Source organism: Confluentibacter sediminis (assembly GCF_003258355.1).
GTDB classification, from domain to species: Bacteria; Bacteroidota; Bacteroidia; order Flavobacteriales; family Flavobacteriaceae; genus Confluentibacter; species Confluentibacter sediminis.
On record NZ_QKPO01000011.1, the window covers coordinates 1 to 20,308 of the forward strand.

Annotated in this window: 17 protein-coding genes; 12 read left to right on the forward strand and 5 right to left on the reverse strand. The window is 33.5% G+C overall.

The window, feature by feature from the left end; all coding sequences use genetic code 11:
* The first annotated feature begins 86 nt into the window (after positions 1 to 86).
* Positions 87 to 1,724, forward strand: coding sequence for an SIR2 family protein (locus DKT72_RS10220; protein ID WP_111308646.1), 1,638 nt, complete (start codon positions 87 to 89; stop codon positions 1,722 to 1,724).
* Positions 1,725 to 1,890: 166 nt separating this feature from the next.
* Here DKT72_RS10220 and DKT72_RS10225 read toward each other — a convergent pair whose 3' ends face one another.
* Entirely contained in the window at positions 1,891 to 2,685 is a 795-nt protein-coding gene (locus tag DKT72_RS10225) for a universal stress protein (protein ID WP_111308647.1), read from the reverse strand.
* Positions 2,686 to 2,950: 265 nt separating this feature from the next.
* On the opposite strand from DKT72_RS10225, the gene DKT72_RS10230 reads away from it, so the two are divergent.
* The 4 genes from DKT72_RS10230 (at position 2,951) to nadD (ending at position 7,117) form a co-directional block, all read left to right on the forward strand.
* Positions 2,951 to 4,957, forward strand: coding sequence for a protein-disulfide reductase DsbD family protein (locus tag DKT72_RS10230; protein WP_111308648.1), 2,007 nt, complete (start codon positions 2,951 to 2,953; stop codon positions 4,955 to 4,957).
* Between the two features lie 68 nt (positions 4,958 to 5,025).
* A complete protein-coding gene (locus DKT72_RS10235; protein ID WP_111308649.1) occupies positions 5,026 to 5,883 on the forward strand; it encodes a YicC/YloC family endoribonuclease in 858 nt (285 codons plus the stop codon).
* A gap of 75 nt (positions 5,884 to 5,958) precedes the next feature.
* A complete protein-coding gene (gene gmk, locus DKT72_RS10240) occupies positions 5,959 to 6,531 on the forward strand; it encodes a guanylate kinase (protein WP_111308836.1) in 573 nt (190 codons plus the stop codon).
* A 7-nt stretch (positions 6,532 to 6,538) separates the two neighbouring features.
* Positions 6,539 to 7,117, forward strand: a complete 579-nt coding sequence (gene nadD, locus DKT72_RS10245; RefSeq protein ID WP_111308650.1) for a nicotinate (nicotinamide) nucleotide adenylyltransferase — start codon at positions 6,539 to 6,541, stop codon at positions 7,115 to 7,117.
* Between the two features lie 37 nt (positions 7,118 to 7,154).
* Here nadD and hutG read toward each other — a convergent pair whose 3' ends face one another.
* The 4 genes from hutG to hutH are packed head-to-tail and all read right to left on the reverse strand — an operon-like array spanning position 7,155 to position 12,903.
* On the reverse strand, positions 7,155 to 8,150 hold the full coding sequence (gene hutG / locus DKT72_RS10250) for a formimidoylglutamase (RefSeq protein ID WP_235841690.1): 996 nt from the start codon (positions 8,148 to 8,150) through the stop codon (positions 7,155 to 7,157).
* A 12-nt stretch (positions 8,151 to 8,162) separates the two neighbouring features.
* Positions 8,163 to 9,401 carry an imidazolonepropionase gene (gene hutI, locus DKT72_RS10255; protein ID WP_111308652.1) on the reverse strand — a complete coding sequence of 413 codons (1,239 nt, stop codon included), beginning with the start codon at positions 9,399 to 9,401 and terminating at the stop codon, positions 8,163 to 8,165.
* Positions 9,401 to 11,398 (reverse strand): urocanate hydratase, encoded by a 1,998-nt coding sequence (hutU, locus tag DKT72_RS10260; protein ID WP_111308653.1) that lies wholly within the window; start codon positions 11,396 to 11,398, stop codon positions 9,401 to 9,403. Before hutU ends, hutI begins: the two co-directional genes overlap by 1 nt.
* A gap of 14 nt (positions 11,399 to 11,412) precedes the next feature.
* Positions 11,413 to 12,903, reverse strand: a complete 1,491-nt coding sequence (hutH, locus tag DKT72_RS10265; RefSeq protein ID WP_111308654.1) for a histidine ammonia-lyase — start codon at positions 12,901 to 12,903, stop codon at positions 11,413 to 11,415.
* Between the two features lie 85 nt (positions 12,904 to 12,988).
* On the opposite strand from hutH, the gene DKT72_RS10270 reads away from it, so the two are divergent.
* The 7 genes from DKT72_RS10270 to DKT72_RS10300 all read left to right on the forward strand — a co-directional run bounded on the left by DKT72_RS10270 (position 12,989) and on the right by DKT72_RS10300 (position 20,282).
* Positions 12,989 to 13,879: a LysR family transcriptional regulator gene (locus DKT72_RS10270; protein ID WP_111308655.1), complete on the forward strand. Its 891-nt coding sequence runs from the start codon at positions 12,989 to 12,991 to the stop codon at positions 13,877 to 13,879.
* A gap of 102 nt (positions 13,880 to 13,981) precedes the next feature.
* Positions 13,982 to 14,890, forward strand: coding sequence for a sialate O-acetylesterase (locus DKT72_RS10275; protein WP_111308656.1), 909 nt, complete (start codon positions 13,982 to 13,984; stop codon positions 14,888 to 14,890).
* An 81-nt stretch (positions 14,891 to 14,971) separates the two neighbouring features.
* Entirely contained in the window at positions 14,972 to 15,883 is a 912-nt protein-coding gene (cysK, locus tag DKT72_RS10280; protein ID WP_111308657.1) for a cysteine synthase A, read from the forward strand.
* 131 nt (positions 15,884 to 16,014) lie between these two features.
* On the forward strand, positions 16,015 to 16,629 hold the full coding sequence (locus DKT72_RS10285; RefSeq protein WP_235841691.1) for a DNA alkylation repair protein: 615 nt from the start codon (positions 16,015 to 16,017) through the stop codon (positions 16,627 to 16,629).
* Between the two features lie 351 nt (positions 16,630 to 16,980).
* Positions 16,981 to 17,853: a UDP-2,3-diacylglucosamine diphosphatase gene (locus tag DKT72_RS10290; protein WP_111308659.1), complete on the forward strand. Its 873-nt coding sequence runs from the start codon at positions 16,981 to 16,983 to the stop codon at positions 17,851 to 17,853.
* 8 nt (positions 17,854 to 17,861) lie between these two features.
* Positions 17,862 to 18,851 carry a glycosyltransferase family protein gene (locus DKT72_RS10295; RefSeq protein WP_111308660.1) on the forward strand — a complete coding sequence of 330 codons (990 nt, stop codon included), beginning with the start codon at positions 17,862 to 17,864 and terminating at the stop codon, positions 18,849 to 18,851.
* Between the two features lie 66 nt (positions 18,852 to 18,917).
* Entirely contained in the window at positions 18,918 to 20,282 is a 1,365-nt protein-coding gene (locus tag DKT72_RS10300; protein WP_111308661.1) for a GH1 family beta-glucosidase, read from the forward strand.
* Positions 20,283 to 20,308 lie beyond the last annotated feature (26 nt).

Sequence of the window (20,308 nt, forward strand, 5' to 3'; positions counted from 1 at the left end):
TGTCATTAATTTGTAGAAAATCTATAGATTTATAGAAATAAATGGGGTTTGTGCGCAAACTCCCGTTCTGCACCATATAACAAACAATGCTGAATAAATACAAAATTAAGAGTTATAAATATGTTTTTGAAAGACTTTTTGAAAATAATGAGTTAAAAAATGGCTCAATTCTATCTGGCGCGGCAATTTCATCAATACTTGGAAGTAATTTACCATTAGGAAAGGAACTTTTAGATTCAGGTATAAATTCTGTATTGAAAGATTCAAATCTAAAACGATATAGAACAAAGTTAAAACAAAAAAAAAGTTTCCAAAAACTTACCCCTGAAAATGTTTTTGAATTAATTATTCAAAATTTTGGCAATGACTTCTTATCATTTTTCGATATTTTAAAATATGCAAATCCAAACAGCCTGCATAAAACTCTCTCAGAATTCATAAACTCTAATTATTTTAATTTTTACACTACAAACTTTGACCTTTTAGTAGATATATTTTGTAACTCTAAAGATGATGTTATTCATATTCACGGGAGTTTAGAGGATAAGTCAAGCCTATCAGTAACTCTTAGAACTATAGCTAAAGGTATTAGTTTAAAGCATTATAGAGAATTTAAAGAAAAAAGCCTGAACAAAAGTCTATTAGTAATTGGTTACTCTGGTAATGATAAAGATGTAATCGAATTAATTAATGAATCAAGTTTTAAAAATATCTATTGGATGATTTATGATATTAAAAATGAATGGGAACTTCAAAATATATCCAATATTAATAAAAAAATAATCTTATTTGAGGGAGATTTAATTCGTTTTGATAAAGATTTAAAGTCACTTTTTAATTTAAAACATAACTTAGAAGATGTAATTTCCAAAAGGAAAATCTCAATTAATAAAAAACAGATTATAAAATCATTTAATTATGCAACTATCGACCAATTGAAATTTTTGATAGCTGTCTATAATTCAATTGGTGCTTATGAATCTGTTATAGAGATATGCTCTAAATTTAAAAATAAAATAGTTTCTGTATCACAACAACAATATTTATTAAATTGTTTATGTGCAGCACAAAGAGCCATTGGTTCATCATTTTCTTCAGCATCATATTATGCGAACCAAGCTATTAAATTATATAACCTTAGTGGTTATTCTAAATTTGAATATATAATGTCCTTAAATTTAAAAGGTCTTATATTTTTAGAAAAGAAAAGAAGTTCACCAAAAGATGCATTAAAAACATTTTTAGATTTAGAGTTGTTAACTAATGAAGAAGAATGGAAATTGGCTTTTAAGGATGAAATTCAAATAAAATCATTCAAAGGTCGATTATTCAATAATATCGGATTATGTTATATGGAATTAAAATCATTTTCTCAATCGCAAAAATATTTTGAAGATGCAATTACATCGAAGAGAGAAAATGGCGATTTATTGTCCGAAATCATAACATTATGTAACCTATGTGTTAATGATTTATATTTCCTAAAAAAAGAGAAGAAAATAGTTATTGATAGATTATTTTTTTTATTTGTTAAATATGAAAATGATGTTTTGCCACAAATAGCTTATTACTATAGACGAACTGGAATGGTTAATTGTAAAATTGGAAATATTAAAGTAGGAATTAAAAGGTTGAAAAAATCAATTGCTATTTATAAAAAATTAGAAAGAACTGATTTCGATGACTTATTAATAAAAGAATATATAGACAAATACGGTGCATAACAAAGAACTGAGTTAAAAAACCCACCACAACACTCCACCACCATCAACTTTTGATTTTAACAACCTCTGGAAAGTATTGATATTAAAGGGATACGAGAGATTAAAGAATCCTACGTTTTTTTCTGCCAGCCAAGCGCTCTAGCCAACTGAGCTACATCCCCATTAATTATTTTAATTCACTTAAAACTAAAACAGGAATATTACTGCTAAAATCCTTTTTAAGTATTTCGTTATTTTCCCATAATTTGCTAAAAAACCCACGTTTTCTTCTCACAACACATAACATATCCGGATTATGTTCTCTATAATGTTCTAAAACACCTTGAAAAGTAGTCGCATTTTCTGAATAAATAGTATTAGATATTAAAGATTTTAAATCATCATTTACATCGAAATCGCCTTCATTATAATAATGTGTTTTTACTAACAACAAATCAACTGTGGCTTTAAAGTGTTCTTTCACATATTTTAAAGGCTCTAACACACCTTCCTTTTTAATAATAGCAGACTTTACAGCCATTAAAATAGTATTAACTGGTTTAAAAACGCTAGACTCTGGAACAATAAGTGCTGGAATTTGGGTACGTTTAATAATTTTTCCAGAGGTTTTTCCTAAAAACACTTCTTCCTTAATTGAATTCGTTCTCGGCTCAATTAATATTAAATCAATATCGGCAGCCTTACTAACTAATTCTAAGGTATCAATTAAATCTCCTTTTAAACTTTTTACGATATAATCAACTCCCTTTGTATCAATTTTAGACACTAAATCATCTAAATACACCTTACTTTCACGGGCTAATATAGCGTCAACATTCACCATAGTTCCTGCCTTTGTATACACATTGTATGTTTGTACAATAAATAATTTTGCGCCAAAATTTTTAGCAAAATCTATAGCATATTGTAAATGACTCAATGAGTTTTCAGAGGTACCTATTGGAACTAAAATATTTTTCATTTTTAAACAGAGTTTAAAATATTATACATGCAAAAGTAATCATTTATATGAATTGTAAAGACACTAAAAAAATGATTACATCTTTTTTAATTCAAAATATTATTATTGCCTTGTTTTGCTAATGTAACTTTTATTGCTTTTAAACAATTTTCAATTTATAATTTAGGTGATTAAAAAAATAACGAAAAATTAAATATTACAAGCATGTTAAATGCTTTTGGTTTAACAAAACAAGGCTTTAATTTGAATAAAATTTTCCAATATAATGAAGCAATTTATCGTATTATTAATTTTCATTTTTACCCTTAATGGATTTTCTCAAATTTTAGACCCTGTAAAATGGTCAACTTCTGTAGAAAAAATATCTGACACAGAATACAACTTAATAATTTCTGCAGACATTGAAAACAACTGGCATTTATATTCCCAGTATACAGACGAGGGTGGCTCTTTGCCCATCGAAATATCGAAAAAAGAAGGAGATGATTTTGAGCTTATAGGAAAAGCCGTAGAAAGTGACACTATAAAAAAATACAACGAGATTTTTGAAGTATACGAGACTTTTTTTGAGCATAAAGCTGTTTTAAAACAACGAATTAATTTAAAAAACAACGATGTTTCAGCAGTAAGTCTGAATATAACAGGACAGGTTTGTAAAGAAGCTTGTTTGCAAATTGATGAGGATTTTACTTTTGAATTAAACGAAGACAGTTTAGCAGAAACTACTAATGTCGGTAATGTTGACAATGAATCTACAAACCAATTTCTGTATGGATTAACAGAAATTAATCTTGATAAATCCAATCAAAACTGTGATAATGATGGGGGTATAACGCCAACAGATTCAGCAGGTGAAAAATCGCTTTGGAGTATTTTTGGACTTGGTTTTCTAGGCGGTCTCTTAGCACTCTTAACACCTTGCGTATTCCCTATGATTCCGTTAACCGTTAGCTTTTTCACTAAAAGAAGTGGTAGCAATAAAAGCGCTGGCATTTCTAAGGCTATTTTATATGGTTTCTTTATTCTGGCTGTATATTTAATATTGAGTATTCCGTTTCATCTATTAGATTCTATAAATCCAGATATATTAAATGAAATCTCGACTAATGTTACCCTAAACATTATTTTCTTCTTGGTTTTTGTGTTCTTTGCGTTTTCATTCTTTGGATATTATGAATTGACACTTCCTGCAAGTTGGACCAACAAAACAACTAAAGGTGAAAGTGTTGGTGGTATATTGGGGATCTTTTTTATGGCATTGACTTTAGCATTGGTGTCTTTCTCTTGTACCGGCCCCATTCTGGGGTCACTGTTAGCTGGTTCATTAACCGCTGATGGTGGTGCGTGGCAATTAACTGCTGGCATGGGTGGTTTCGGATTGGCTTTAGGATTACCGTTTGCCTTGTTTGCGATGTTCCCAAATATGATGAATGCCTTGCCAAAATCTGGTGGTTGGTTAAATACAACTAAAGTGATTTTAGGGTTTTTAGAATTGGCTTTAGCATTCAAATTTTTATCGAATGCTGATTTAGTGCAACATTGGGGCGTCTTAAAAATTGAACTGTTTTTAGGATTATGGATTATTATTTTTGCTGGATTAGCTCTTTATGCTTTTGGTAAACTCAGATTTCCTCACGATTCCCCTTTAAAAAAATTATCTTTTTTAAGAGTTGCTTCAGGTGTGCTAGTGACTTCATTTGTAGTATACTTAGCTTCCGGTTTTAGAGTGAATAAAGACACTAATACCTATACCCCTCTAACTGTTTTGAGTGGTTTAGCACCTCCTGTTGGGTATAGCTTTTTTCTCCCTAATGAATGTCCAAATAATTTGAATTGCTTTAAAGATTTAAAAGAAGGTATTGCTTATGCCAAAAAAGTGAATAAACCCATTATGCTAGATTTTACAGGATACGCTTGTGTGAACTGTAGAAAAATGGAAGAACATGTATGGCCAAAAAAGAAAATCGACAACTATCTAAGAAATGATTATGTGTTGATTTCGTTGTATGTTGATGATAAAAAAGAACTTCCAGAAGACCAGCAAATTCTTGTAAACCGCATCAATGGCGGTACCAGAAAATTAGAGAATTATGGTCACAAATGGGCTAATTTTCAAACGCAATTCTTTCAATCAAACTCGCAACCTTACTATGTGCTTTTAAGTCCCGATGGTAAACATGTATTGAATTCTCCCGTAGGTTACACACCTAACGAAGAGGATTATGAACAATTTTTACAATGTGGATTGGATGCTGTTGGCAAAAACCAATAGAAGTCTGCGCTAAATATGTAATAAACTTAAGGTTTTAATTACCTTTGTGTAACTTAATACATGCGTATATGATATATTCAATGACGGGTTACGGAAAATCTGTTTTGCAGTTACCAACAAAAAAAATAACTATCGAGTTAAAATCATTAAACAGCAAAAGTCTAGATTTAAATACCAGAATGCCCTCTATATATAGAGAAAAAGAACTAGATATTAGAAAAGTTCTAGCCGACAAACTAGAACGTGGTAAAATAGATTTCTCCATTTTTATTGAATTAACTGCGGAAGATACCTCTACTCAAATAAATACGCCTGTAGTAAAACAATATATCGAACAATTGAAAAAAGTGGTTGATGGTGACGAGATGGAACTTCTAAAAATGGCCGTTCGTTTCCCGGACGCTTTAAATACCGTTCGTGAAGAAATTGACGAAGACGAATGGAAAGCTATTCAAACAGAAATAACAAAAGCCATAGATTTGATAAAGGACTACAGACTTAACGAAGGCAAAGTGCTTGAGCAAGACTTTAATAATCGCGTAACTATAATTAGTGATTTATTAGAGAAAGTTATTGCTATGGATCCAGAACGTATTGAAGGGGTAAGGGAGCGTTTGCTTAAAGGCGTTGAAGAACTAAAAGAGAAGTACGACGAAAACCGATTTGAACAAGAATTGGTTTACTACATTGAAAAGTTTGATATTACCGAAGAAAAAGTCCGTTTAAAAAACCATTTAAATTATTTTCTAGAATCTATAAATTCTGTGGATTCTAATGGGAAAAAATTAGGGTTTATTAGCCAAGAAATGGGGCGAGAAATAAATACCATTGGCTCTAAAAGTAATTATGCACCTATGCAACAACTGGTGGTTCAAATGAAAGATGAACTAGAGAAAATAAAAGAACAATTGTTAAATGTGCTTTAAATAAGTCGCCGTATTCAGTATCATTAATCAATAAAAAATATTTGTGCATTCGTGGCAATAGAAGAAATTAAAAACATAAAACAAGGCAAACTAATTGTTTTTTCAGCGCCCTCTGGCTCAGGAAAAACAACCATTGTGAGGCATTTATTAGGTCAAAAGGACTTAAATTTAGAGTTCTCTATTTCGGCAACATCTAGGGAAAAACGTGGTGAAGAAGTTGATGGAAAAGATTATTATTTTCTATCTACAGAAGAATTCAAATCGAAAATTAAAAGTGAAGCTTTTTTGGAGTGGGAAGAAGTCTATCGTGATAATTTTTATGGCACTTTAAAAACAGAGGTGGAACGTATTTGGTCTCATGGAAAACATGTTATTTTTGATATTGATGTATCTGGTGGGTTACGCATTAAAAGAAAATTTCCAGAACAAACGTTAGCTATTTTTGTAAAGCCGCCAAGTATCGACGAACTCAAAATACGCTTAAAAAAGCGTAGCACCGAAAGTGCCGACAAAATAAACATGCGTGTTGCTAAGGCTTCTGCCGAACTCGCTACAGCTCCTTTATTTGATGTTATTATTGAAAACGATGTTTTAGAAAATGCCTTAAAAAAAGCAGAAAACTTAGTGGATAATTTTATAAATTCTTAACGACATTATGAAGGTTGGTTTATATTTTGGTTCTTTTAATCCCATAAATATTGGCCACTTGGTTATTGGTAATTACTTGGCTGAACAAAGTGATTTAGATCAAGTTTGGTTTGTGGTAACACCGCATAATCCATTCAAAAAAAAGGATACCTTATTAGATAATTACCAACGTTTGGAAATGGTATATCTGGCAACAAAAGAGTATCCAAAACTAAAACCTTGCGATATTGAGTTCAACTTACCTCAACCTAATTATACCATCAATACGTTGGCTTATTTACAGGAAAAATATCCGCAACATGATTTTTGCTTGATCATGGGAGAAGATAATTTAAAGAGCTTTCACAAATGGAAAAACTATGAGGTTATTTTAGAAAATCATCATATTTATGTGTACCCAAGAATATCCGAAGGACCTATAGAAACCCAATTTGATAATCATAAAAAGATACACCAAATTAATGCGCCCATCATGGAATTGTCTTCTACCTACATTCGCAGTGCCATAAAAAAAGGCATTAATGTGAAACCTATGGTGCCACAGGAGGCTTGGATATATTTAGAACAAATGAATTTCTATAAATAGCCAGCCAGAGTCTTTATTAAAATTTTAGAAGTCTTTTTTATTTTAATCTCACAATAAAATCTACCAGTATAGCGGCTAAACTAGACGTGCGATTATCAATATCAAATGTTGGGTTTAGTTCTGCAATATCACAAGCTATTACTTTGTTGGTTTCAAACAAAAAGGGCAGTAGTTTAAACAAAAAGAAAGGTGAAAATCCTAAAGGAGATGGTGCGCTAACACCTGGCGTATATGCTGATGAAAATCCATCTAAGTCGATGGTAATATATATGTGATCATTTTTTTCAATGAATGGTTTTAATCGGTCTTGTAATTTTTTTATACTTTCAATAGATTCATCACAATCATAATTAACCATATAATTTACATGCTTGCTTTCCGCGATGTTGAATAATTGGTTAGTATTCGATGGCTGCTGAATGCCAATAGCAAAATAATCAACAGTTTCATTTACATTTTCTAATTCAGAAATAATTTGATTAAAGGGTGTTCCCGAATTAGGCAGGGTTTCAATAGGACGTAAATCAAAATGAGCATCAAAATTTATAATTCCAATTCTTTTTTTAGAGGTGTTTTTTACGGCATCCCAAATCCCCATAAAATGACCGTAAGCCATATCATGTCCACCTCCAATAACGATAGGAAATATGTTTTGTGATAGTAATTGACTTACCGTTTTGGATAAGGCTCCCTGACAGGATTCCATATCATTTTCAACACAAATAACATCACCAATATCTGCGATATGTTTATTATCATGCACAGCAAGTTTGCCAAGTCGTTCTCTTAACACTTTAGGACCTTGCGCTGCGCCTATCCTACCTTGGTTTCTTTTAACGCCTTCATCACACACATAACCTAATAATGCGATATCTATTTTGTTATCTTCATTCAACTCATTAATATGAAACAACGCTATTTTTTGGTGCCAATATAAAATTCCTAAATCTGGATGAGAAGCGCGTCCAGACCAATGTGTTTTTTGTCCAGATTGGTAGGTAACATTCATTTGATGATATAAATCTACTTTCAAAATCTTTACTATTTAGATTATTTCTATTCCATTTAAAAACACGCTTTCTATCTGAGAAGCACCAAACGCATACGGAATAAAACTATAGGAACTTATGGTCTTGGTTAAAATTAAATTCGCTTTTTTACCAACGGTAATAGAACCAACTTCTTTTTCTAAACCCATGGCATAGGCACCATTTATGGTTGCTGCATTTATAGCTTCTTCTGGGGTCATTTTCATTTTTATACACGCCGTAGAGACCACAAAATTCATGTTTCCAGAAGGTGAAGACCCTGGATTATAATCGGTTGCCAAGGCTAAAGGTAATCCTGCATCAATCATTTTACGAGCTGGTGTATACGGAATACTCAAAAAATAAGAACATCCTGGTAAAGCCACAGGCATCGTTTTAGAGTTTTTAAGCACCTCGATATCTTCATCCCGCATGGTTTCTAAATGGTCAACAGAAAGCGCATTATATTTCACACCAGCTTGAACACCTCCGAAAGAGCTAAATTGATTGACATGGATTTTAGGTATTAATCCATACTTTTTTCCTGCCTCTAAAATAACCTCGGTATCTTCAACAGAAAAATAACCTGCTTCACAAAATACATCCACATATTCTGCCAAAGAAGCTTCGGCAACTAAAGGCATCATCTCATTAATAATAAGCTTTACATAGCCCTCTTTATTGTTTTTGTGGTTATTAGGAATGGCATGTGCGCCTAAAAACGTGGCTTTAATCGGAATGGTATAATTTTTTTTTAAGCGTTTGATAACACTTAGTATTTTTAATTCTGATTCTACGGTTAACCCGTAACCCGATTTAATTTCTATGGCACCAGTTCCTGAAGCGATCACTTCTTCTAAACGTATTTTGCTTTGTTGGTATAATTGGTCTTCAGACGTTTCTAAAAGTTTTTTAGCAGAATTTAAAATGCCTCCACCTTTATTAGCAATGTCTTGATAAGACAAGCCTTTTATTTTATCTACAAACTCATGTTCTCTGTGACCCGCATACACCAAGTGTGTATGGGAATCGCACCAGGTTGGTAATAGCATTTTTCCTGTGGCATCTATAACCTTATCTACTTCAATACTTGGACAATGCTTCATCGTTCCGAAATCTGAGATGAGACCATCTACCACCAACAAATAAGCTTTTTTTATGGTTGGCAATTCATCCATGTCTTTACCAGAAACAAACGAAACTGTCTTATTTCTTACCTGAAGTAATTCCTTAATATTTTTAAATAAAATACGCATTAAAATAAATTTTCAATAAGTTGATTGTCTACTACGTTAGCAATTGTTATCTTTAAATTTGGTGTTCTGTCCATTTCTCTTTTAATAGCGAATAAAGCTTCTTCATTTCTAGCCCAACTTCTTCTGGCTATACCATTATTCACATCAAAAAACAACATGCTTTTTAATCTGACTTCGGCTTCTTTCGTGCCATCAAGCAACATCCCAAATCCGCCATTCATCACTTCTCCCCAACCTACGCCGCCGCCATTATGAATGGAAACCCAAGTGGCGCCTCTAAAGCTATCACCAATAACGTTATGAATAGCCATATCTGCTGTAAATTTACTACCATCATAAATATTAGAAGTTTCTCTATAGGGAGAATCTGTTCCACTTACATCATGATGATCACGTCCTAAAACAACAGGGCCAATAAGTCCTTCAGAAATCGCATTATTAAAAGCTTCCGCTATTTTTAATCGCCCTTCAGCATCAGCATACAAGATACGAGCTTGCGAGCCAACTACCAACTTATTGTTTTTTGCATTTTTAATCCAAGTGATGTTGTCTTGCATTTGTAACTGAATTTCTTCTGGAGCTTCTTTCATAATAGACTGCAAGACTTTCATGGCTATCTCATCGGTTTTCTCTAAATCTTCTGGTTTTCCAGAGGTGCAAACCCAACGAAATGGTCCAAAACCATAATCGAAACACATAGGACCCAAAATATCTTGAACATACGAAGGGTATTTAAAGTCTATATTATTTTCAGCCATCACATCTGCGCCGGCACGAGATGCTTCCAGTAAAAAAGCATTTCCATAATCAAAAAAATAGGTGCCTTTTGCTGCATGTTTATTTATAGCAGCTGCATGTCTGCGTAACGATGCTTGCACTTTTTCTTTAAAATAAGTCGGATTTTCCCTGATTAATTGATTTGATGCTTCATAAGATAAACCAACAGGATAATAACCCCCTGTCCACGGAATATGCAATGAGGTTTGATCTGAACCTATATGAATAAAAATACCTTCTTCATCAAAACGCTCCCATACATCAACCACATTTCCAATAAACGCTATCGATACAACCTCCTTATCTTTTTGTGCTTGTTTTACACGAACCACCAAATCGTCCATCGTTTCCATAAGCACATCTACCCAACCCTGATTGTAACGTTTGGTAGCGGCTTTTTTATTTACCTCTGCACAAATAGTAATACAACCTGCTATATTTCCAGCTTTTGGTTGTGCACCACTCATACCACCCAAACCGGCGGTTAAAAATATTTTACCCGCTGCCGTATCTTCCTTATTCAAGACTTTTCTAAACGCATTCATGACAGTAATGGTCGTTCCATGTACAATCCCTTGTGGACCAATATACATAAAAGAACCTGCTGTCATTTGACCATATTGCGTCACGCCAAGGGCATTAAATTTTTCCCAATCATCTGGTTTAGAATAATTGGGAATCATCATACCATTGGTAACAATAACACGTGGCGCATTTTTTGAAGATGGAAATAATCCCATTGGATGCCCTGAATACATATGCAAGGTTTGCTCTTCCGTCATGGTCGCCAAATACTGCATGGTAAGTAAGTATTGCACCCAATTTTGAAATACGGCTCCGTTACCACCGTAGGTTATTAATTCTTCTGGATGCTGTGCCACTGCAGGATCCAGATTATTCTGAATCATGAGCATGATGGCTGCCGCTTGTGAACTTTCTGCTGGATATTCTGAAATGGGTCTGGCATATATATTATACGCTGGCTTGAAACGATACATATAAATTCTACCGAAATCTTGCAATTCTTGAGCAAATTCTGATGCTAATTCCTGATGCCAGTTTTTAGGAAAATACCTTAACGCATTTCTAACAGCCAACTGCTTTTCTTCTTTTGATAAAATATCTTTACGCTTAGGTGCTCTATTAATATCTAACGGATAGTGATGTTTTGGTGGTAATTCTGCTGGAATACCTTGAAGTATAAGTTCTTGAAACGTCATAACTATTTTTTTAATTATTTTACTATAAAAGCCTGGTTTTTAACCATAGTAATGAGTGCGTTAATGTCATCTTTAAGCATGCGGTCTTCTTCCAATTTAGCTACTTTACATCTTATAATACTGAAGTTTTTTTCTATAATTTCAGAAAACGTATTTGGTCTTCTAAACTCCATAGCTTGTGCCGCATACATGAGTTCGATCGCTAATATTTTTTCAATATTTCCTAATATTTGATTGAATTTACGTCCCGATATACTTCCCATGGACACATGATCTTCTTGCCCTAAAGAGGTGGGAATACTATCTGCCGAAGGCGGAAAACACAACGATTTATTTTCTGTCACTAATGCAGCTGTGGTGTATTGCGGAATCATAAATCCTGAATTCAATCCGCCACTTGCCGTTAACAATCTTGGTAACCCGTATTTACCTTCCATTAGTAAATAGCATCTTCTATCGGAAATATTACCTAATTCTGAAGCAGCAATCGAACAATAATCTAATGCCATAGCGAGTGGTTGTCCGTGAAAATTTCCACCTGAAATCGCTTCCGTTTCACTTAACACAATAGGATTATCTGTTACAGAATTCATTTCAATGTCTGCCAATTCATTTAGATGATAATATGCATTTCTAGAAGCACCATGCACTTGAGGGATGCAACGCATGGAATACGGATCTTGAACACGTTCACAGTTTTCATGCGATTTAATATTATTAGAATCTTTAAACAACATACGCATGCGTTCGGCAACTTCCATATTACCCTTAAAAGGACGAATACTATGCAACAACTCTTTAAATGGCGATTCGCTACCTTGATATCCTTCCAGACTCATGGCTCCGGCAAGATCGGCTAAATCAAGTAGATATTTCATTTTGCTTAAGCCAATAATGGTATGCGCTAATATAAACTGTGTTCCATTTATAAGGGCTAAACCTTCTTTGGCTAATAATTCAATTGGCTCTAAATGGTGTCGTTCTAAGACTTCTTTCGCTGGAAAAATTGTGTCACCAACCCAAAAATCGCCTTCCCCAATTAATGGTAAAAAGAGATGCGATAATGGTGCCAAATCACCCGATGCGCCAACCGATCCTTGTTCAGGTACTACGGGCAACAAATCATGTTCTATAAAGTAAATGATACGTTCTATGACCTTTAAACGAATGCCCGAAAAGCCTCGACTTAAAGCATGTACTTTACAAATCATCATAATTTTTGATAATTCTTTATCAATAGGATTACCCACACCAACAGCATGGGTTATTAATAAATTTTTTTGCAGTAAGCTAGTCTCTTTTGGTGTAATCTTCACATCACATAAAGGACCAAAACCGGTATTGATGCCATACACAGCCTTAGTATCATTTGCCATTTTTTCCACCTTATCCCTGCATTCATTTATCTTGGAAACGGTATAGTTAGACAACGATGCTTTTAAGCTGCCCTTTGCTATAGCCATAACTTTACCTACGTCTAGTCGGTCGGTTCCGTATACAAACATATCTTTAATTTATAATAAATTTAAATTCAAATTTATTAATAAATTTGATGCTTAATAAGACCTTATTAAGCAAGCATCAATAACCATGAGTTATCAAATAGAATTTAGACATATCCGTTATTTCTTAGCGGTGGCAGACACCTTGCACTTTAGAAAAGCCGCTGAAAAACTTTTTATCTCTCAGCCCGGATTGAGCCGACAAATAAAAGATATGGAAGACCATTTAGGCATCACCTTATTTGATCGCCATAACCGACAAGTGCTATTAACCAATGCTGGTTTATATTTAAAGCAGGAATTATCGAATAATCTTAAAAGTTTAGAGGCTGTTTTAAATCACGCTAAATTATTACAAGCAGGCAAAGATGGACAATTGAGTTTTGGTTATGTTGGTTCGGCCATGCAACATATTATACCAGAATTATTGCTGAAATTTACAAAAAATCATCCCAGTGTTTTATTTAGTTTAAAGGAAATGGACAACCAAAAACAAATAGAAGGCTTATTGTCTCAAGATATTGATATGGGTTTTGTGAGATTAGAACGTGTACCAAGAGGCTTAGAAATATATCCGCTTTTAAAAGAAACCTTTTGTTTAGTATTGCCTAAAGATCATGCTATAAACCGTTCCAATTTTAAGAATATATCTCAATTAAAAGACGAGCCATTCATTTTATTTGATCCCGAATACAGTGCCTCTTATTACGAAAAAGTCATGGAGATTTTTGATGATAGTGGCTTTAGTCCTTTGGTGTCGCACAATACCATTCACGCCGATTCCATTTATAAATTGGTAGAACATAAATTTGGAGTGTCTATTGTACCTAAATCACTGCAAACGGCAAATAATGATGCCATAAAATTTATTGAGTTGAATAAAATTTCACAACGTACCGTGTTATCTGCTGTTTGGGATAAGAACAATATAAACCCGATGTTAAATTATTTTTTGAGTTTAATAAAAAATCAAGAGTAAAGGTCTCGAGTTTGAAAGAAAAACAGGTAAATTAGTTCCATGATTGAATAAAACATTTAAACGTTTTTAAGAAATCACACATTCACCACTAAACCAAATACCATGAAACATGCATTATTAACATTTCTATTCATTTTACCAATTGCTATTTTTGGGCAAAAAGCAAAAGACACTATCCGGGTTTTTTATTTGGGCGGACAATCTAATATGGAAGGTTTCGGTTATAATAAAGAGTTACCAAAAACACTGAACAAAGAGTTTAAAGATATTTATATTTTCCATGGAAATTCGGCTGTAGATGGCGATACTTCTGGCGGTTTGGGATATTGGGATGTATTAAAACCAGGTCATGGCATCGGTTTTCAAACAGATGGAAAAACAAACACGTTTTCCGACAGGTTTGGTATTGAATTATCATTTGCCAAACGCATGCAGGAATTATATCCCAATGATAAAATTGCCATTATTAAATACTCCAGAAATGGTTCTAGCATCGACAGTTTGGCGGCCAGTTCTTTTGGGTCATGGGAAGCGGATTTTAACGGAAAAGGTGGCATTAACCAATACGATCATTTTTTAAAAACCATTAAAAATGCTTTTAGTGTAAAAGATATTAATAAGGATGGTAAAGAAGACGTCTTGGTTCCTTCGGGCATTTTGTGGATGCAAGGCGAATCAGATGGCGATAAAACCGAAGAAATTGCTCTGCGCTACTATAGTAACTTAAAACGTTTGATGGACTTAATGCGTGCCAGCTTTCTAACAGACGATTTACCAGTAGTTATCGGTAAAATTTCCGATTCGTTTAATGATGCCGATGGCAAAGTTTGGGATTATGGCGATTTGGTACAATATGCCCAAGAAAAATTTGCCAAAACCGATGGCAATGCTGGGATTGTTAGAACTACAAAATATTATAAATACTCAGATAAATGGCATTATGATAGTGCTGGATTTATTGATTTTGGGGAGCAATTTGCTGAAGCATTACATAAGCTGATGGTTAAATAACTTTTATTCATATAAAACACTTGATCGTGTTGCACTTTTCAACTAATTTAGTCTATCCAACAATAAGACCATTTAAATATTATGAAATTCAATAACATATTAGAAAACATTGGTAATACACCAGTAATACGATTAGCTAAGTTATTTCCAAATGCCAATGTGTGGATGAAACTTGAAAAAGCCAATCCAGGAGGAAGCATTAAAGATAGGATTGCTTTATCCATGATTGAAGATGCTGAAAGAAAGCATCTTTTAACACCTGAAACAGAAATTATTGAGCCTACTTCTGGAAATACAGGCATTGGTTTAGCCATGGTTGCTGCGGTAAAAAATTACAAGTTAACTCTTGTCATGCCAGAATCTATGTCGGTTGAAAGAAGAACCTTAATGGCGGCCTATGGGGCCAATCTGGTATTAACCCCAAAAGAATTAGGTATGAAAGGTGCTATAGCCAAAGCCACCGAATTGGTTACCAATGCTAAAAATGCCTGGATGCCTTCCCAATTTACAAACCCATCCAACCCAGACATACACCGTAAAACAACGGCTTTAGAAGTTATTAAAGACTTTCCAGATGGTATCGATTATTTAATTACAGGCGTTGGTACTGGCGGGCACATCACAGGCATGGCAGACATTTTAAAAGAGAAATTTTCCAACTTAAAAGTCATTGCTGTAGAACCAAATGACTCTCCTGTGATTTCTGGAGGAGACCCAGGACCACATCCATTACAAGGCATTGGTGCAGGTTTTATTCCTGAAGTATTAAACACCAAAATATTAGATGGCGTTATTAAAATAACCAAAGAAGAAGCGTTTTCAGAAGTTAAAAATATAGCAAAAACAGAAGGTATTTTAGTCGGTATTTCTACCGGTGCATCATTGGCGGCGGTTAGAAAACAACTAGAAAACATTAACAAGGAAGCAATCGTTCTGACCATGAATTATGATACAGGCGAACGTTACCTGTCTATTGAAGGATTGCTATCATAATAAATTGACGCTTCAACTAAGCTTTTCTTTTACCTGATTTTAAGGCTTGAATTAACTTCGTTGAATGCTAGATATAAATTATAATATGATATAATCACGATACTATAAAGTAAGCAAAACTTTGCTTGAGAATGAAAGATATAATTGAAAGTCTATCAAGAATAGAAAATGGATTTAAACCGATAGAAACAGAAGCACTTAAAATTTTTAAATCTGAAACCGCCGATAGTGCCAAGATTTTATCTTGTGAGTTGTTAAAACATGAAAAATATCAAATAAGAAGTTTAGCCGTTTTCATTTTAGGATTTATCGCCTCTAAAGATTTGGAAGCTTTACATATATTGAGAACAGAAGTTAGTAAAGACACCAGTTGGCAAGTTCAGGAAATATTAGCAAAAGCATTTGACCAATATTGTAAAGACAATGAATATGAAAAATCATTGCCTACAATAACCGATTGGCTAAACGATAGACATGCAAATGTGTGTCGAGCTGTTACAGAAGGATTACGAATTTGGACAGGTCGTCCATATTTCAAAGATAATCCGGAAGTTGCTATCAACTTGATTAGCAAACATAAAGGTAATGATAGCGAATATTTAAGAAAATCTGTTGGTAATGCGCTTCGGGATATTTCAAAAAAACACAATGAACTGATAGAAAAAGAAATATCAAGTTGGGATTTGACAGATAAAAAAATATATTTCACCTATAAATACGTGATTAAAAACAGAAATAAAAAATAGTTAAATAACACAGCTTTAATATTTTGTTTAAATAACCAACTAAAAAGTGTAAACATTATAAAATCTGCCAATACATATTCATAAAACCATTAAATGACTACTCAATAGCTCACTTTTTCCAAACCACAACCTTAACCCCTTAATAACAATCTGTTAACCTAAATTTTAAATATAGGTATCACCTTTGTTGTTTTATAAACGACTATTTGCGAAATACAATTTTTAAGCAAATGATGATTGGTATAAATCATCTTTCTACCTTGGTAGTAAATGTTATAACTACTTATTTAAGTAGCGACCTTCTTCCTCTAAAATTTAAAACATATAACAACCAAATCTACATTACAACACATGAAAAAAAGAGCTGTTGATATTGTTGTCATTTCCGATGTGCATTTAGGTACCTATGGCTGCCATGCCAAAGAATTATTAAAATATCTAAAGTCCATTAAACCAGAACGTGTCATTTTAAATGGCGACATTATAGACATTTGGCAATTTAGCAAACGCTACTGGCCAAAGTCTCACATGAAAATCGTCAAGTACATTACTTCGCTAATATCTAAGGGCGTTACGGTAGATTATATTACGGGCAACCATGATGAAATGCTGCGCAAATTTGTGGGGTTTCAAATGGGTAAGTTCAGTATTTCTAATAAAGTGCTTTTGGAAATTGATAACAAAAAAGCATGGATATTTCATGGCGACGTATTCGATGTTACCATGCAACATTCTAAATACATAGCAAAATTAGGAGCTGTAGGTTACGATTTTTTAATTCTGCTGAATAGTGCTATCAACTTTTTTGCTTCAAAATTTGGAAAAGGCCCCATTTCAATGTCCAAAAAAATAAAAAATAGTGTGAAATCTGCTGTGAAATTCATTAATAATTTTGAAAAAATTGCTGCTGATATTGCCATAGAAAACAATTACGATTATGTAGTTTGCGGGCATATCCATCAACCAGAAATCAAGAAAATTGAAAATGAAAATGGTTCTGTAACCTATTTGAATTCTGGAGATTGGGTCGAAAATTTAACCGCCCTAGAATACTATAATAATACGTGGCACCTGTATCATTTTAGAGATAACATTTTGGTTGAAGACGAAACAGATATTGAAACCGAGGAAGAAGAAGTGCTTGAAACCAATGTGCTTTTTCAAAATTTAATGAAAGAGTTTCAAACAGATATAAAACAACCTAAAACAGATATTTTACCATAAAAAACGCAATGAAAATACTTTACGCCATTCAAGGCACTGGCAACGGACATTTAAGTAGAGCGCGCGATATTATTCCTATTCTACAAAAAAAAGGTATTGAGTTGGACATTCTGGTAAGCGGCACACAAGCCGATATTAATTTGCCTTTCGAAATTAAATATCACTTAAAAGGACTTAGTTTTATCTTTGGAAAAAAAGGTGGAGTTGATATTTGGAAAACTTATTTTAAAGCCAAAACCATGCGTTTGCACAAAGAAATAAGCAATCTACCTGTTGAAAATTACGATTTGGTTATCAACGATTTTGAACCCGTATCAGCATGGGCTTGCAAGTTGAAAAAAATACCTTGTGTTAGTTTAAGTCATCAATCGGCTGTTCTATCTCCTAATGCACCAAAACCTAAGAAAAAAGATCCTGTAGGTAAACTTATTCTTAAAAAATATGCCCCGACATCCAAGCAATATGGCTTTCATTTTAAAGCCTATCAAGACAACATATTTACGCCCGTAATTAGGCAAGATATAAGACAAACAAATTGTAGAAATGGGGAACATTACACCGTATATTTACCTTCTTACGATGATGAAAAAATACTGAATATACTATCTAAGATTAAAAATGTAACTTGGGAAGTGTTCTCTAAACACAATAAAAAAACAGTTGTTAATAAAAATATCACTATACGGCCTATTACAAACGACGCTTTTGTAAGCAGTATGGCAACAAGTAAAGGCATTTTATGTGGAGCCGGTTTTGAAACCCCTGCAGAAGCTCTATTTATGAAAAAGAAATTATTGGTAATACCCATGAAGGGACAATATGAACAACAATGCAATGCAGCCGCTTTAAAAGAAATGGGCGTTCCCGTCATAAAAACTTTAAAAAAAAAATATCTTAAAACCATTGTTGATTGGATAGCATCTGACACCATTATTGAGGTGAACTATCCAGATATTACTGAACAAATTATAGATCAACTATTAAAAGAAAACCTATAAAATAATGTCAGTTCAAGTGATTTGTCGTTGACAAATTGTATCAAGAACTTTCACGAAACAACCTATATGGATTTAAACCATCCCCAAAATAATTTTAATTTACAATCTCAAGATTTTGGAAAAGACTTTGTTTTTGGCGTTTCAACTGCTGCTTATCAAATTGAAGGTGCTCATAATATTCATGATAAAGGCGCTTCTATTTGGGATCATTTCACTTCAAAAAAAGGCAATATATTTAATAATCATCACGGACAAATAGCTTGCGATTTCTATAACAAGTTTGAAGCAGATATTTTATTGATGAAATCCATGAATATTAAACATTTCAGGTTTTCATTATCGTGGTCGCGTATTATTCCAAATGGAACTGGAGACGTAAGCACTACGGGAATCGATTATTACAATCGCGTGATTGATTTTTGCTTAGAATGTGGGATTACACCCTGGGTAACATTATATCATTGGGATTTGCCACAAGTCTTACAAAATAAAGGAGGATGGACAAATAGAGCTATAGTCTCTTGGTTCGAAAATTATGTAAACGTCTGTGCCACACATTTTGGCGACCGCGTAAAAAACTGGATGGTATTAAACGAACCTATGGTTTTTACAGGTGCTGGTTATTTTCTTGGCGTTCATGCCCCAGGAAACAGAGGCTTGAAAAACTTTTTGCCAGCCATTCATCATGCGGTGTTATGTCAAGCTTCAGGAGGCAGCATATTACGAGCTTTGGTAGATAACGCTTTTATTGGCACCACGTTTTCATGCTCTCAAATAACACCTTATAGAAATACTCCTAGAGATGTTTTGGCTGCAAAAAAAGCAGATGCCTTATTGAATAGGCTTTTTATTGAACCATCTTTAGGTTTGGGGTATCCAACAGAATATGTTCCTGTTCTTAACCGTATTGAACGTTATATACAGCCTGAAGATGTAAAAAACATGATATTCGATTATGATTTTATTGGCGTACAAAATTATACCCGAGAAATGGTTACACACAGTTATTTTGTGCCTTATTTACAGGCCAAAATAGTGAAAGCCTCCAAACGCCATGTAAAAACGACTTTAATGGATTGGGAAGTCTACCCCCCTAGCATTTACCATATGATTAAACAATTCAATGCCTATAAAGGTGTAAAAAAAATAATCATAACCGAAAACGGTGCTGCTTTTCCAGATATGGTAAGTAGTGGACAGATACATGATACCGAACGACTCAACTATTTACAATCTCATCTCCGGCAAGTTTATAAAGCCAAAAATGATGGACTCAATGTAGAAGGCTATTTTGTTTGGACTTTTACTGATAATTTTGAATGGGCGGAAGGCTATCATCCCAGATTTGGATTGGTTTATACCGATTTTAAAACACAAGAGCGTATTGTAAAATCTTCGGGAAAATGGTATCAAGGGTTTTTAAAAAATTAAAAAGCTTAATGAATTACTTTCATTAA

Bases quoted from the DNA above. Each gene is read 5' to 3' on its own strand.
- DKT72_RS10230 (WP_111308648.1), top strand. From the start codon at position 2,951: ATGAAGCAATTTATCGTATTATTAATTTTCATTTTTACCCTTAATGGA.
- cysK (WP_111308657.1), top strand. From the start codon at position 14,972: ATGAAATTCAATAACATATTAGAAAACATTGGTAATACACCAGTAATA.
- DKT72_RS10235 (WP_111308649.1), top strand. From the start codon at position 5,026: ATGATATATTCAATGACGGGTTACGGAAAATCTGTTTTGCAGTTACCA.
- DKT72_RS10225 (WP_111308647.1), bottom strand. From the start codon at position 2,685: ATGAAAAATATTTTAGTTCCAATAGGTACCTCTGAAAACTCATTGAGT.
- nadD (WP_111308650.1), top strand. From the start codon at position 6,539: ATGAAGGTTGGTTTATATTTTGGTTCTTTTAATCCCATAAATATTGGC.
- DKT72_RS10295 (WP_111308660.1), top strand. From the start codon at position 17,862: ATGAAAATACTTTACGCCATTCAAGGCACTGGCAACGGACATTTAAGT.
- DKT72_RS10220 (WP_111308646.1), top strand. From the start codon at position 87: ATGCTGAATAAATACAAAATTAAGAGTTATAAATATGTTTTTGAAAGA.
- DKT72_RS10275 (WP_111308656.1), top strand. From the start codon at position 13,982: ATGAAACATGCATTATTAACATTTCTATTCATTTTACCAATTGCTATT.
- DKT72_RS10300 (WP_111308661.1), top strand. From the start codon at position 18,918: ATGGATTTAAACCATCCCCAAAATAATTTTAATTTACAATCTCAAGAT.
- DKT72_RS10290 (WP_111308659.1), top strand. From the start codon at position 16,981: ATGAAAAAAAGAGCTGTTGATATTGTTGTCATTTCCGATGTGCATTTA.
- DKT72_RS10270 (WP_111308655.1), top strand. From the start codon at position 12,989: ATGAGTTATCAAATAGAATTTAGACATATCCGTTATTTCTTAGCGGTG.
- hutU (WP_111308653.1), bottom strand. From the start codon at position 11,398: ATGACGTTTCAAGAACTTATACTTCAAGGTATTCCAGCAGAATTACCA.
- DKT72_RS10285 (WP_235841691.1), top strand. From the start codon at position 16,015: ATGAAAGATATAATTGAAAGTCTATCAAGAATAGAAAATGGATTTAAA.
- hutI (WP_111308652.1), bottom strand. From the start codon at position 9,401: ATGCGTATTTTATTTAAAAATATTAAGGAATTACTTCAGGTAAGAAAT.
- hutH (WP_111308654.1), bottom strand. From the start codon at position 12,903: ATGTTTGTATACGGAACCGACCGACTAGACGTAGGTAAAGTTATGGCT.